This window comes from Aeromonas sp. FDAARGOS 1414, assembly GCF_019047065.1.
GTDB classification, from domain to species: domain Bacteria; phylum Pseudomonadota; class Gammaproteobacteria; order Enterobacterales; family Aeromonadaceae; genus Aeromonas; species Aeromonas veronii_A.
Window position 1 is genome coordinate 3,447,573 of record NZ_CP077210.1, and the last position, 14,742, is coordinate 3,462,314.

The window sequence follows — 14,742 nt, forward strand, 5'->3', positions numbered from 1 at the left end:
TAAGAGCAGCACAACCGGGTGTCGATGAAGATGCACATAAATCGACACTTTCTTTGATTGATCGCAAACTTGCCGGGTTAGCCGGGCGTTTGCCCGCTTTATGGCGGGTAAATCTCCCGAATAGTCCCCCTCGTCAAGCCCCTTCGACCAGCAGTCATATGGCCTGCGAACCGCCCCTCAATCGACCAGTAGAGAGGTGGTTCAGTGGGGCTGTTTCAGCCAGTTTTTCAGCGCGACCGAGGGGATGGAACTCTCGGAGGCGACGGCAAACGCGCCCCAGTCCACCGCACACTGCAACGCATCCTTGATCGCCATGCCTCGTGCCAGACCATGGATCAAGCCGCCAGCGAAAGCATCCCCTGCCCCCGTGGTATCAACCACTGAAACCGGCCGGGCGGCGACCCTGATCTGCTCCTCGCCATGGATGGCCACTGCGCCCGCCTTGCCTTCGGTCAACACCAACCATTCGAGCTGATCCCCCGCCAACTGGCGGGCATGTTGCCAGGGGTCGCTCACCTCGCCGAGATCGGAGCGGGAGGCCACCAGCACATGGCAGGGACGGCGCGCTTGGCCGCCCTTGGGATACTGGGCCACCACGAAGCTCTTGCCGAGCATCTGGCGCATGTAGCTGATGATGGCGGTGCCGGGATAGTTCACGTAGAGGCAGTCGATCCCCTCCTGTGGCAGATCACCGGGCAGATCGGGACGACGGGGACGGCGAAGTATGGTGCGCTCGCCGGTGGAGTCAACCAGGATCAGCAACTCGCCGGTCTCGCCGCCAAAGCGCTCCACATGGCTGCAATCCAGCCCGTAACCGGCCGCCTGCTCCAGCAGCCAGTCGCCGGTCTCGTCCAGCCCGATGCGTGAGGCAATGGTCACCTCGTGACCCGCCCACACCAGCCCGATGCCGGTATTGGCGGCACCACCTCCCAGCCTGCGTCCCTGATCCACGTATTGCAGCCGGGCCCCCGCCACCAGCGGCTCGGAGAGGGAGAGCACATGATCACAGTTGAGATTGGCAAGCAGCAGAATACGGGACATAGAGACCTCGGACGATGGATATAGCCCAAAAGAGACAGGCTGAACCCCGAGTAGAGCCCAGCCTGACAGAAGAGACAACCGGCAGCGATCGGGAATCCGATCAGGATCAATAGATGGGCAGCTCCACCCCGGCCAGCAGCTCGTCGATGCGCGCCTGGGTCGGCTGCTGCATCACGCTCTGGATCACCTCCTTGGTGAGGTGGGGCGAGAAGGAGCTGATGAAGTCATACATGTAGTTCTGCAGCAGGATGCTCTTGCTGAAGCAGATCTGGGCCGGGCAGGGCTTGAACAGGTGCTCCAGATTGATTGAGACCAGCCCGGGGCTGTCGGTGTCGTTGGCCACCAGCGAGGAGATGATGCCGATGCCAAAGCCCAGCTCCACATAGCGCTTGATCACTCCGGCATCCATTACCGTCATGTAGTAGCTCGGGGTCAGCCCCGCCGCCTGAAACACCTCGTCCTGCACCTGCCGACCGGTGGCACCGCTCTCGTAACTGAGGATGGGGTAGTGGCAGAGCTGCTCCAGCGTCGGCTTCTTCACCTTGGCCAGCGGGTGATCCTGCGGCACCACCAGCGAGAGGGTCCAAAGGTAGGCGGGCAACGCGATCAGCTCCTTGTCGAAGCCAATTTCGTGGGCAACGATGGAGAAATCGGAGTAACCCTTGCTGATCTGCTCCTTGCTCGCCGACATCACCGGATGGAGGTGGAACGAGATCTTGGGGTACTTCTTGGTGAAGTAGGTAACCGATTTGGGCAGCAGATAGCGGGCGATGGTGTGGGTAGTGTGGATGTTGAGGGTGCCAACGGTCGGATCCAGATACTCGCGGGAGATCGCCTTGATCTTGCTCTCGATGTTGAGCATCGCCTCGGCACACTTGATGATCTCCTCGCCTACCGGGGTAATGCGGTGCAGATGCTTGCCACGGCGCTCGAAGATCCGCACTCCCAGCTCGCTCTCCAGCAGGCCGATCTGCTTGCTGACCCCGGGCTGGCTGGTATAGAGCGCATCGGACGCCACCGAGACGTTGAGGTTGTGGTCCCGGATCGCGATCAAGTACTTCAATTGCTGTAGTTTCAAGGCTTCACCCTCTCAAGCTGGTGCGGCGATCACGCCAGACAAACAGGCCGCCACAAAGGGCGGCCAGTGTATCATCCGATCCCGACATCGCAGCGCTTGATCCTTCATTTTGCTACAAAATCTAGCACCCGAAGGGGGTCGCTGACAAACCGGGCTCAGGCTGCGCCGGCCCGCAGCGGCAGGATCCCCAAAAACTGCAGCAACCACTGCATCATGGTGGTCGAATCCACCTCTCCCTCCAGCGAGGAGAGGCTGCTCTGGTAACGCTCGTCGGGTAACAGGCCTCGGCGCCGCTCGATCAGCGCCCGGTTGTACTCCACCGAAAATTCCGGATGTCCCTGAATGGCAACTATGTTGTTCCCCTGCAGGAACATGAAGTTGGGGCAAAAATCGTTGCCCGCCAGCCGGGTCGCTCCGGGGGGCAGCAGGGCCACCTGATCCTGATGACTGGCCAGAATACGGATCTGATCACGAGACGGCGCCATCCAGGGCTCATCAGCCAACATGGGGTGCACCGACACTCCCAGCCCCCACCCCTTGGTAGACTTCACCACCTCGCCCCCCAGCGCCTGGGCGATCACCTGATGACCAAAACAAATCCCGGCCAGCTTGACGTCGGCATCATGGGCCCGACGGATCCAGCCACGCAACGCCTTGATCCAGGGAATATCGCTATAGGCATCGTGGCGCGAGCCGGTGATGAGCCAGGCATCGCACTCGTGCAGATCCTCCGGCAGCTCCCCATCGATGGCTGACCAGACCCGAAACTCCAGCTCGGGTGCCAGCGGCTGAAACCCCCTGATAAACATCTCGGAGTAGACGGGGCCAAAACGATCCGCCAGATCGGGATCCAGCCGGTCACAATCGAGAATTCCCAATCGCATCTGTTGCTCCTTTACAGAAGTGCCCCCGCAGACCAGCGATCTGCGGGGGCAAGAGAATTAAATCATGGTGGTGAGCCCTGGGCTCATCACTTCATGGTTGGCATGGAGAATTCGGCACCACTGCGCAGGCTCTGGGGCCAGCGCGCCGTCACCGTCTTCATCCGGGTATAAAAGCGAACCCCATCCGGCCCGTGCATGTTGAGCGGCCCGAAGATGGAGCGCTTCCAGCCGCCAAAGCTGTGAAACGCCATCGGCACCGGAATGGGAACGTTCACCCCTACCATACCGACCTGTACCCGCGCCGTGAAGTCCCGCGCGGTGTCGCCGTCGCAGGTAAAGATGGCGGTGCCATTGCCGTACTCATGTTCATTGATGAGTCGCAGCGCCGTCTCGTAGTCCGGCACCCGCACAATGGAGAGCACGGGGCCGAAGATCTCCTCGCGATAGATGCGCATCTCGGGGGTCACCTCGTCAAACAGGCAGCCACCGATAAAGTAACCCTCGTCGTGGCTCAGCGTGCGACCATCGACTCGCAGCGCGGCCCCTTCGGCCACCCCCTGATCCACATAACCGCGCACCTTGGCCAGATGCTCCTTGCTGATGAGCGGCCCCATCTCGTTTTCCGGGCTCTGGCCCAGCCCCGGGCCCACCCGCAGCTTCTCAACGAGCGGTTTCAGTTTGGCTACCAAGGTATCGGCGGTCTCGTCACCCACTACCACGGCTACCGAAATGGCCATGCAGCGCTCGCCCGCCGCCCCATAAGCAGCCCCCATCAGAGCTGAGACCGCCTGATCGAGATCAGCATCCGGCATCACCACCATATGGTTCTTGGCGCCGCCCAGCGCCTGCACTCGCTTGCCGTGGGCCGAGGCGGTGGCATAGATGTACTGGGCGATGGGGGTGGAGCCGACAAACGACACGGCGCCGACCCGCGGGTCGGTCAGCAGCACGTCCACCACCTCCTTGTCACCGTTCACCACGTTGAGCACGCCGTCCGGCAGACCGGCCTCCTTGAGCAGCTCGGCCATCCGCAGCGAGAGAGAGGGATCCTTCTCGGAAGGTTTGAGAATGAAGGTGTTGCCGCAGGCAATCGCGACCGGGAACATCCAGAGCGGCACCATGGCCGGGAAGTTGAACGGGGTGATGCCGGCGCAAACCCCGACCGGCTGCATCATGGAGTAGCTGTCTACCCCGCGACCGACGTTGAGGGAGTGCTCCCCCTTGAGCAGATGGGGAATGCCGCAGGCAAACTCCACTACCTCCAGCCCGCGGGTCAGCTCACCCTGCGCATCGGAGAAGACTTTGCCGTGCTCGCGGCTGATGAGCTCGGCCAGCTCGTCCCTGTGCTGCTCCATCAACTCTTTGAAGCGGAAAAAGACCCGAGCCCGCACCAGCGGCGGGGTTTGCGACCAGTCGGCAAAGGCGCGCTCGGCGATGGCGATCGCCTCCTGACACTCGGCGGCGCTGGAAAGCCCAACGCTCCCCTGCTGCTTGCCGCAGGCTGGGTTGAAGATGGCGCCCTGGCGCTCGCTACGACTCTCCTGCGGCTGGCCGTTGATGAAGTTGCTGACCCTGTATGTCATGTATCCTCCGTGATAATTGTTGTGGTGATTGCGCTGAACAAGACAACGCAAGGCCCCGCCAGCGCGGGGCCATCAAATGGGTTAGGGTTGTGCCTGCAGGGCATCCTGCAGCAGGGTGAAGAGATCATCGATCTGGCTGCGCTCGATGATGAGGGGTGGCGACAGGGCGATGATGTCGCCGGTCACCCTGATCAGCGCCCCCTTCTCGAAGCAGCGGACAAACACCTCATAGGCGCGCTTGCCCGGCGCATCCGGCATGGATTCAAGTTCGATACCGGCCACCAGCCCGTAGTTGCGCACATCCTTCACATGCTTGCAGCCCTTCAGCGAATGGGCCGCCTCCTCCCAGTAGCCCGCCAGATCCGCGGCGCGGCTAAGCAGGTTCTCGTTGCGATAGATCTCGAGGGTCGCCAGACCCGCAGCAGCAGCCACCGGATGACCGGAATAGGTGTAGCCGTGGAACAGCTCGATAGCCCCCTTACCTGCCGCCATCATGTCGTCATAAATATGCTTTTGCACCAGCACAGCTCCCATGGGGATAGCGCCGTTGGTGAGCCCCTTGGCGCAGGTGATCATGTCGGGGATGACATCGAACTCCTGCGCGGCGAAGGGAGAGCCAAGGCGACCGAAACCAGTGATCACCTCGTCAAAAATCAGCAGGATGCCGTGTTTGGTGCAGATCTCCCGCAGCCGCTTGAGGTAGCCTTTGGGCGGCATCAGCACGCCGGTACTGCCGGCGATGGGTTCGACGATCACCGCCGCTATGTTGCTGGCATCGTGCAGAAAAACGATCTTCTCCAGCTCGTCGGCCAGCGCCACATCCTCCTCAGGCAACCCTTTGGTGAAGGCATTTTTGGCGATGTTGAGGGTATGGGGCAAATGATCCACCCCGGTCAGCAGGGAGCCAAACCACTTGCGATTGCCAGGAATGCCCCCCACCGAGATGCCGCCAAAGCCAACCCCGTGATAACCCCGCTCGCGACCAATCAGCCGGGTGCGGGTGCCCTGACCGCGAGCCCGCTGCCAGGCCAGTGCGATTTTGAGCGCGGTATCAACCGACTCTGAGCCGGAGTTGGTATAGAAGACATGGCCAAAGCCCTGGGGAGCGATCTCCACCAGCCGGTTGGCCAGCTCGAACGGCAACGGGTGGCCCATCTGGAAAGTGGGGGCGAAATCGAGGTGGGAAATCTGCTGGGAGACCGCCTCGGCAATCTCGCGCCGACCATGGCCCGCGTTGCAACACCAGAGTCCGGCAGTGCCATCCAGTATCTTGCGGCCATCCTCTGAGTGATAATACATCCCTTCCGCCGACTTCAGGATGCGCGGCGCCGCCTTGAACTGCTGGTTGGCGGTGAACGGCATCCAGAAGGCGGACATGTCGGAGGGAGTATTGATGTCGCTGATCGGTTTCATGGTCACCTCATCCTTAAGGTGTTTAGCAACTATTGGCCATTGCCTATTAAATTAAACACCTGAATCCATAAAAAAGGGCTCATTATCGCCCTGTCTGATGCCACCCCTAGCTAGATGACTCTACAGGGTGGTATAAGATATTTAACACAAATTTAATAATAGTAAACAGTCAAGGAGTGTCTATCGATGGATATCGGTCACCGTCTCAAGGCGGTTCGCACCAAGGCGGCCCTCTCCCAGCGCGAGCTGGCCAAACGCTCGGGCGTGACCAACGGATTCATCTCCCAGATCGAAAAGAATCAGGTGAGCCCGTCAGTTGCCTCCCTGCGCAAGGTGCTGGAAGGGATCCCCATGTCACTGGCCAGCTTCTTTACTGACGAGACCGAAATGGACTCCGAAGTGATCTTTCGCGCCGCCGATATGCCGGATCTCGGCACTCACCCCATCAGCTACCGGCTGGTGGGCCACAGCCGTGCCAACCGTGCCATCGGCATGTTGCAGGAGGTGCTGCCACCGGGCGCCGACACTGGCGACGACATGCTGAGCCACGAGGGTGAAGAGTGCGGCATCGTTATCAAGGGCGAGGTTGAAGTGACCGTGGGTGAGCAGATCTACCTGCTGACACCGGGGGACGGCTACTACTTCGACAGCCGCACTCCTCACCGTTTTCGCAATGTGGGCGAGCAGGAGTGCGTATTGATTTCGGCCAATACCCCCGCCAGTTTCTAACAGGGTGATAAGGGGTCAGCCAGCCGCCAATGTTTAATGAATTGTTACAAAATGGATTTACAAGTGGCAGGATGTTTAGCATATTGATACGCGGACAATGACTTTTGCCGGTTCAAGGAGTGAACATGAGTGACCTGACCCTGGCCCAGTGGCAACACAAGGCCGCCCATCTGACCCTGCCCTCACAAGCCTTTATCAACGGTAGCTATCGGGATGCCGTCAATGGTGCCACCTTCGACTGTATCAACCCGGCCAACGGCAAGCTGCTGACCAAGGTAGCAGCCTGCAATGCCGCCGATGCCGAGCTGGCGGTACAGGCCGCGCGTGATGCCTTCAACGACAAGCGCTGGAGCGGCCTGCCGCCGAAACAGCGCAAGCTGATCATGCAGCGCTTCGCCGAACTGATGCGTCTCAACAAGGTGGAGCTGGCACTGCTGGAGTCGCTGGACATGGGCAAACCCATCGGCGATGCCATGGGCTACGATGCCCCTGCCGCCGCCAACTGCATCGCCTGGAACGCCGAAGCGATCGACAAGATCTACGATCAGGTCGCGCCGGTCGAGGAATCCGCCCTGGCGCTGGTGACCCGGGAACCGCTCGGGGTCGTTGCCGCCATCGTGCCGTGGAACTTCCCGCTGGTGATGGCCTGCTGGAAGCTGGGGCCGGCGCTCGCTACCGGCAACTCGGTCATTCTCAAACCTTCCGAAAAGTCCCCCCTGACCGCCTTGCGTATCGCAGGTCTGGCCAAGGAGGCAGGCATTCCTGACGGCGTGTTCAACGTGCTGCCGGGCTTTGGCCATACCGTGGGCGAGGCGCTGGCCATGCACATGGATGTGGATTGCATCACCTTCACCGGATCCACCAAAATCGGCAAGCACCTGGTGGAGTGTTCCGGCAAGTCCAACCTCAAGCGCGCCTTTATGGAGTGCGGCGGCAAGAGCCCCAACATCATACTGGCGGATGCGCTGGACCTGGATACCGCGGCCAAGAGCGCCGCTGGCGCCATCTTCTACAACCAGGGCGAGGTGTGTACCGCCGCCTCTCGCCTGCTGGTGCAAAACAGCATCAAGCCGCAATTTATGGAGCGACTGCTGGCCCATGCCCGCGAGTGGATCTCAGCCAACCCGCTCGACCCTGCGACCCGCATCGGCGCCATGGTGGATCACATCCAGATGGAGCAGGTGCTGCGCTATGTCGAGATTGGCAAGCAGGAGGGAGCCAAGCTACTGCTGGGAGGCAAACGCACCAATCTTGAGAGCGGCGGCTTCTATATCGAGCCCACCATCTTCGACGAGGTGACACCCGAGATGCGGATCTTCCGCGAGGAGATTTTCGGCCCTGTGCTGGCAGTGACCGGTTTCGACACGCTCGAAGAGGCCATTGCACTGGGCAACGACACCGACTACGGGCTGGCAGCAGCGATCTGGACCGCGGATCTCAACAAGGCGGTGAAGGGTTCCCGCGCCCTGCGTGCTGGCACCGTATTCGTCAACAACTGGGATGGCGGCGACATGACCATGCCGTTTGGTGGCTTCAAGCAGTCTGGTAACGGTCGTGACAAGTCGCTGCACGCGCTGGAGAAGTACACCGAGCTGAAAAGTACCTGGATCCAGCTCGAATAAAGGTATAAATAGCCATCATCATCAGCAATGGGGGAGAAATCCCCCCTTTTGCATTTTGGTCTTCCATCAGGCGGCACAATCGATATAATCATCAAATAAGCAAACCATTAAATATAAAGACAAAAATGCTATTTTTTCTGGGAAGCGTACTTTTTCTGGTGATCGGGTTGCCCCTGCTGTTTTTCGTGCTGGGGCACGGCGAGGCCTACGTGACCTGGGGCCCCTGGATCTCCGCCATCGCCCTGATGTTGTGGCTGTTGATGGACGTCGACAAGATCCGTCGCGGCAAAGGCTGACCAGCTTCCAACCGTATTCTCAAACTTCGTTTATTCGCTTCTTTCCTCGATAAAGGATCGCTACACTGATTTTTTGCGATGTTTTCCCGCATCCAACGCATCAGTAAAGGTCATCCGCATGCCGCAACAGATCCAGCGCCAGGGCGTCATCTACGCCCTGTGCGCCTATACCCTTTGGGGCATAGCCCCCATCTATTTCAAGACCATCTCTGCCGTCCCGGCCGCTGAAATTCTGACCCACAGGATGATCTGGTCCTGCGTGCTGCTGATGGTGCTCACCCTGGCTGGCCGCCAGTGGCACAAGGTGCAGGCAGTGCTGCGTCAGCCAAAAGTGCTGCTCACCCTAGCTTTTACCTCGGTCACCGTTGGCGGCAACTGGCTGCTGTTTATCTGGGCCATCAACAACGGCCACATGCTGGATGCCAGCCTCGGCTACTACATCAACCCGCTGTTCAACGTGCTGCTGGGGATGGTGTTTCTGAGCGAGAAACTGCGCCGCCTGCAGTGGTGGGCGGTGGCGCTGGCCTTTGCCGGGGTGACGATCCAGCTTATCGCCTTTGGCTCCCTGCCCTGGATTGCACTGGTGTTGGCATCGAGCTTCGCCATCTATGGCCTGGTGCGCAAAAAACTGGCCCTCGATGCACTTACCGGTCTGCTGATCGAAACCATGATCATGCTGCCACCGGCAGCAATCTATCTGTGGGGCATTGCCGACAGCCCCACCAGCCATCTCACCCAGAACGACTGGCACCTCAACCTGCTGCTGATCGCTGCTGGCGCCGTCACCACAGCCCCTCTGCTCTGCTTCACCGCCGCCGCGACACGGCTCAAGCTCTCCACACTGGGCTTCTTCCAGTACATAGGCCCCAGCCTGATGTTCATCCTCGCTGTCACTCTCTACGGCGAGGAGCTGGCAATGGACAAGGCTCTTACTTTCGCCTGTATCTGGAGCGCGCTGCTGATCTTCACGCTGGATGGGCTGCGCAACGGCAAGCGTCCTGCTGCAACGAGCAATATAAAGCCTTCAAAATCAAATCAGTAGCTAACAAAGTCATCAGAAGCGATATGCCATTTTCTCGCCCCCTGACCTGTTAAACCGGTAGCCTTGGACTCAATGTGGGAATAGGATCCGCACTCCCTATTCTCCATCCAGCTATAAGGAATTACAGCTATGACTCGAAAATGGTCGCTCCCCATCGTGGCAATCGCGGGGGGAGCGTTACTCTGGCTTGGCAACACCTTTGGTATGAAATGGGCCCTGATGGCCCTGATCGGATTCGGCTTTGGCTTCACCCTCTCCTTCAGCCGCTTCGGCATCGTGTTCGGTTGGCGCGAAATGCTGACCAAGCGCAACAGTTACTATGTGCGGGTTCACCTGCTCACCATCGCCATCGAAATTCTGCTGTTCACCACCTTCCTCTCCTTTAGTCACGCCCTGTTTGGCGATGCCATGGTGGGCAACGTGATGGCTATCGGCATTCCCTTCATCGTCGGTGCCTTCCTGTTCGGCATCGGCATGCAGCTGGCAGGCGTCTGTGCCACCGGCACTCTTTATTGCTGCGGCGAGGGACAACCCCGCTTCTGGCTGGTGCTGATCTGCTACGGAATCGGCACCCTCATCAGCAACCAGTTCCGCCCCGAACTGGAGGCCACCTTCTCCAGCCATGTGGTGCTGGCCAAGGATTTGACCGGCAATATCTGGAGCGGCATGCTGCTCAACCTGGCGCTGGTCGCCGCGCTGTTCCTGCTGTTTCGCAACAGCGAACTCAAGCGTACCGGCGAACTCAAGCCCCTCTTCAGCGGCGGCAACCTGTTCTGGCGCGATGGCCGCTTCACCGTGCTGACCGGCGGCATCATCATCGCCATACTCAACTCCACTGTCGTCGCCCTGCACGGCTCGGCCTGGACCATCACAGGCGCCGTCTATGACATGGCGCTGCGCGGCGCCTCTCTGTTCGGCCTGTTCGAGGGCAACCCCAAGCTGGCCCAGCCACTCTTCATCAATCCCATGGTCGGCATGTTCTGGCTCGGCATTCTGGGGGCCATGCTGGCGCGCTGCATCAGCGGTGGCGGAAACTTCGCCCCGATGCGGATCGGCAACAGTCTGGCATCCATCCTCGGCGGCCTGCTGATGGGGATGGGCGCCATGTACAGCGCCTGCAACCTCGGCGGCTTCTTCGACGGCACCGCCTCCGGCAGCCTGCACGGCTGGGTCTGGATGCTGATGGCCCTCGCCGGCAGCCTGATCGGTATTCGCCTGCGCCCGCTGTTCAAGCTCTAAGCCACAGACCGGTACTCGCCAACAAGGGAGTCGGGTCACACCAAATAAAGAGAGCCAGTCCGCTTGCGCGGACTGGCTCTCTTTTTCCGTCGCGCCGGGATCACCCCGGCCTTTTTGCTAACTCTTCATCAGAACCACTGGCCGTGGCGCTTGATGTAGATGGTCTTGACGGTCTGGGTCAGCCCCATGTAGGCCAGCATGGTAATCACCAACCACATGAAGTACTTGGGCCCATCCAGAGTGATGAAACCGAAGTGCTCAGCCACAGGCGAGAAGGGCAGGTAGCAACCGATGGCAATGGCGATCGAGGTGGAGAGCAGCACCGGCAGGGTAGCGGTACTCTGCAGGAACGGGATCTTGCGGGTACGCAGCATATGTACCACCAGCGTTTGCGACACCAACCCCTCGATGAACCAGCCGGAGTTCATGATGGCCTGACCGTTGACCAGCGGATCCATACTGCCGTTGGCGGTGGCATAGAGGGCGCCAGCACCGAACACGAACCACATCAGGCAATAGGTACTGATATCGAACACCGACGAGGTCGGGCCAAGCCAGAGCATGAAGCGCTTGATGTTGCTCGCCTCCCACTTGCGCGGTCGCTTGAGGAACTCGGGATCCATCTTGTCCCACGGCAGCAGCATCTGGGAGACGTCATACACCAGATTCTGGATCAGCATCTGCATCGCCAGCATGGGTGCCCATGGCAGCCAGGCGGAAGCCACCAGCACCGAGAAGACGTTGCCGAAGTTGGAACTGGCGGTCATGTTGAGGTACTTGAGGATGTTGCCAAAGGTCTCGCGCCCCTTGATCACCCCCTCCTCCAGCACCATCAGACTCTTCTCCAGCAGGATGATGTCGGCGGTCTCCTTGGCGATGTCGGCACCGCTGTCCACCGAGATCCCTACGTCCGCATCCCGCAGCGCCGGCGCATCGTTGATGCCGTCACCGAGGAAACCGACGGTGTTGCCGTTGGCCTGCAGCGCCTTCACCACCCGCGACTTCTGCAGCGGGGTGAGCTTGGCGAAGATGGTGGTCTGCTTGACCACCTCGCACAACGCCACGTCATCCATTCCTTCGATATCCTTGCCGAGCAGCGGTAAGCCGGGCTCCAGCCCTACGTCACGACACACCTTGCTGGTGATGATGGGATTGTCACCGGTCAGCACCTTGACCGCCACACCATAGTCGTTCAGCGCACGGATGGCCGGTGCGGCCGAATCCTTGGGCGGATCGAAGAAGGTGAGGAAGCCGCGCACCACCAGATTGACCTCATCACTGGTACGATAGCTCTGCTTGCACTCGCCTGCCGAGATCTCGCGGGTCGCCACGATCAATACCCGATAGCCCTCGGCATTGAACTCCTCGCTCTGGCGCAGCAGGGCAAGGCGATCGGCGTCGGTCAGATCCCGCACCTCCTGGCCATCGGCGATCTGGCTGGAGACGGCCAGCATCTCTTCCACCGCCCCCTTGGAGACCATCAGCTGCTGGCCACGCTCATCCTGTACGATCACCGATAGCCGGCGGCGCACGAAGTCGAATGGCAACTCATCCACCTTGCTGTAACCAGCCGGCTTGCAGCCAGCTCCCAGCACATCGGCATGCTCGATCACCGCGATGTCCATCAGGTTCTTCATGCCGCTCTGATGATAACTGTTGAGCCAGGCCAGCTGCAGGATCCGGTCGTCCCGGTTGCCACGCACGTCGTAGTGGTGCTCGAGGATGATCTTGTCCTGGGTCAGGGTACCTGTCTTGTCGGTGCAGAGCACGTCCATGGCACCGAAGTTCTGCACCGAGTTGAGCCGTTTGACCACCACCTTGCGCTTGGCCATGGCCACCGCCCCTCGCGCCAGGTTGGCGGAGACGATCATCGGCAGCATCTCGGGGGTGAGCCCTACCGCCACCGCCAGCGCGAAGGTGAGCGCCGACATCCAGTCACCACTGCTGATGCCACTCAGCATAAAGACGATGGGCACCATCACCAGCATGAAGCGGATCAGCAGCCTGGTAACGCTATTGACGCCGCGATCGAAACTGGTCTCGATGCGCTTGTGGCTCACCACGTTGCGGGCCAGCGAACCGAAGTAGGTGTCGCTGCCGGTGGCCACCACCACAGCCTTGGCTGTACCGCTCACCACATTGGTGCCCATGAAGCAGATGTTGGGCTGGTCGAGCAACCCCACGTCCCCTGTGCTGTTGCCGTCTGCCGACTTCTCGGCCACTGCGCCCAGGGTGTCGTACTTCTCCACCGGCAACGCTTCACCGGTCAGCACCGCCTGGCTGATAAAGAGATCGCGGGATTCGATCAGCTTGATGTCAGCGGGGATCATGTCCCCCGCCTGCAAGTGCACTATGTCTCCGGCCACCAGCTCGGTCATTGCCACCTCCTTGCGCTGGGGGGTGGCGCCCGGCGAGGGACGACGCTGTACGGTGGCGGTATTGCGCACCAGCGACTTGAGCGCCTCGGCCGCCTTGGCGGAACGGTACTCCTGCCAGAAGCGCAGCAGACCGCTCAAGCCCACCATGACACCGAGGATGATCACCTTGACCCAGTCCTCGTCGCCGGGCTCAGCCATCAGTACGTCCATCACGTAACTGACCAGCCCGAGCACGATCAGCACCATCACGAAGGGGTTCTTGAACGCGTGCAGCAGCTGGATCAATGGATGAGGCGGTTTGTCGTGGGTCACCTCGTTGGGGCCAAACTGGACCAGACGATTGGCCGCCTCGGTCGCGGTCAGGCCGTCGATATTGCCGCGCACGGCAGTGAGGGTGTATTCGAGGGACTTGTCGGCCTCGTCGAGCACCCGGGAGGAGAGCTTCTCATTGGCACGGCCCGGGGCGACGAACCCCTGTTGCTTGTGCCGGCTGGCAGTATGTTGTTGCTTCATAACTTTAAATCCTGATTTTCGCTTGCAGAAGGGCCCTGTCGCGGGCCAGGCCAGGCGTCAGTACTGATATCGAAAGCTGTGAACCCGACTCGTTGCCGGCACGCTCAACTGGCGCGCACGGGGCGGCTCGTCAGACAAATGTCTGCCGTCGAGCTAACCTGCATGGTTGGGTCAGATCAGGGGTCAGAACACCGCATCCCGTCCCCGCAGGGGGGATCAGGAGTGGGGAGACGTGAACCCCGAGGGTCGAGGTTTGGGCTCTTCGGTCATACGATATCCTCCGAGTGGGGTGGAGAGAGGGCCGGACGAACCATGGACAGCGATACACACTGTCGTTGGCAAGCATGGCCGCGAGTCTGCATTATCAGCGGACCAATCCGGTGATCCCGCAACTAGAGCGGCATCACCCATAAAGAAAATCAGGATTACGACAGTTTGAAATAACTGGATGCGGGCAGGAAATAGTATCAGTGATATCTGGCGGGTAAGAACATCGGAGAAAACCACGCCTATAGAAATATTACAGCGCGACCCTTGCCACCGCCGAAATATATTAATCAATCACATCATTTATTTTAATGTGCAACCTGCCATATCGAAAACCAAATAGTTTTCAATATGAGATTATCCATCTTGTTATTTTACGCTTGATCCCTTCCCGACCACGGCACGGATGCATGGTTCCGACGCTGTGACGGCCCTGACGGGCAGTACCGGGATGCATGATGAAGCGTTCAATTGCAGGGGTCGCGAGGCGCGCATGGCTCGCAGATGAGCGGAACGATCCAGATTTACAACCGTAATCCCTGATGAAGGCGGGATAAAGAGGTTGTGAGAGTCGATGCTGACTCATATAGATGCTGCACTCTATGCTTGTGATTCGAGCAATCAGAGTGAGAGAGAAGATAAAATATTCGGCCTCAG

At 59.9% G+C, this 14,742-nt stretch carries 11 protein-coding genes; 5 read left to right on the forward strand and 6 right to left on the reverse strand.

Annotated features, from left to right (window positions below; genetic code table 11):
• Window positions 1–201 precede the first annotated feature (201 nt).
• The 5 genes from I6L44_RS15590 to I6L44_RS15610 form a co-directional block, all read right to left on the reverse strand.
• A complete protein-coding gene (locus tag I6L44_RS15590; protein WP_216952307.1) occupies window positions 202–1,041 on the reverse strand; it encodes a PfkB family carbohydrate kinase in 840 nt (279 codons plus the stop codon).
• Between the two features lie 106 nt (window positions 1,042–1,147).
• Complete coding sequence (locus tag I6L44_RS15595) at window positions 1,148–2,119, reverse strand: LysR substrate-binding domain-containing protein (RefSeq protein WP_033114758.1); 972 nt, start codon at window positions 2,117–2,119, stop codon at window positions 1,148–1,150.
• Window positions 2,120–2,274: 155 nt separating this feature from the next.
• On the reverse strand, window positions 2,275–3,003 hold the full coding sequence (locus I6L44_RS15600) for a glutamine amidotransferase (RefSeq protein WP_216952309.1): 729 nt from the start codon (window positions 3,001–3,003) through the stop codon (window positions 2,275–2,277).
• An 86-nt stretch (window positions 3,004–3,089) separates the two neighbouring features.
• Window positions 3,090–4,586: a CoA-acylating methylmalonate-semialdehyde dehydrogenase gene (locus tag I6L44_RS15605; RefSeq protein ID WP_216952311.1), complete on the reverse strand. Its 1,497-nt coding sequence runs from the start codon at window positions 4,584–4,586 to the stop codon at window positions 3,090–3,092.
• Between the two features lie 81 nt (window positions 4,587–4,667).
• Entirely contained in the window at window positions 4,668–5,999 is a 1,332-nt protein-coding gene (locus tag I6L44_RS15610) for an aspartate aminotransferase family protein (RefSeq protein ID WP_216952313.1), read from the reverse strand.
• 186 nt (window positions 6,000–6,185) lie between these two features.
• Here I6L44_RS15610 and I6L44_RS15615 point away from each other — a divergent pair, with 186 nt between their 5' ends.
• From I6L44_RS15615 to I6L44_RS15635, 5 genes are all read left to right on the forward strand, one after another.
• Window positions 6,186–6,728 (forward strand): cupin domain-containing protein, encoded by a 543-nt coding sequence (locus tag I6L44_RS15615; protein ID WP_042012327.1) that lies wholly within the window; start codon window positions 6,186–6,188, stop codon window positions 6,726–6,728.
• 125 nt (window positions 6,729–6,853) lie between these two features.
• Window positions 6,854–8,350: an aldehyde dehydrogenase gene (locus tag I6L44_RS15620; protein WP_216952314.1), complete on the forward strand. Its 1,497-nt coding sequence runs from the start codon at window positions 6,854–6,856 to the stop codon at window positions 8,348–8,350.
• Window positions 8,351–8,475: 125 nt separating this feature from the next.
• Window positions 8,476–8,646 carry a hypothetical protein gene (locus I6L44_RS15625; protein WP_005341999.1) on the forward strand — a complete coding sequence of 57 codons (171 nt, stop codon included), beginning with the start codon at window positions 8,476–8,478 and terminating at the stop codon, window positions 8,644–8,646.
• A 118-nt stretch (window positions 8,647–8,764) separates the two neighbouring features.
• Complete coding sequence (gene rarD / locus I6L44_RS15630; RefSeq protein WP_216952315.1) at window positions 8,765–9,688, forward strand: EamA family transporter RarD; 924 nt, start codon at window positions 8,765–8,767, stop codon at window positions 9,686–9,688.
• A 129-nt stretch (window positions 9,689–9,817) separates the two neighbouring features.
• Window positions 9,818–10,927 carry a YeeE/YedE thiosulfate transporter family protein gene (locus tag I6L44_RS15635; RefSeq protein ID WP_216952316.1) on the forward strand — a complete coding sequence of 370 codons (1,110 nt, stop codon included), beginning with the start codon at window positions 9,818–9,820 and terminating at the stop codon, window positions 10,925–10,927.
• Window positions 10,928–11,055: 128 nt separating this feature from the next.
• On the opposite strand, the gene mgtA is transcribed toward I6L44_RS15635, so the two are convergent.
• Window positions 11,056–13,818 (reverse strand): magnesium-translocating P-type ATPase, encoded by a 2,763-nt coding sequence (mgtA, locus tag I6L44_RS15640; RefSeq protein ID WP_216952323.1) that lies wholly within the window; start codon window positions 13,816–13,818, stop codon window positions 11,056–11,058.
• Between the last annotated feature and the right edge of the window lie 924 nt (window positions 13,819–14,742).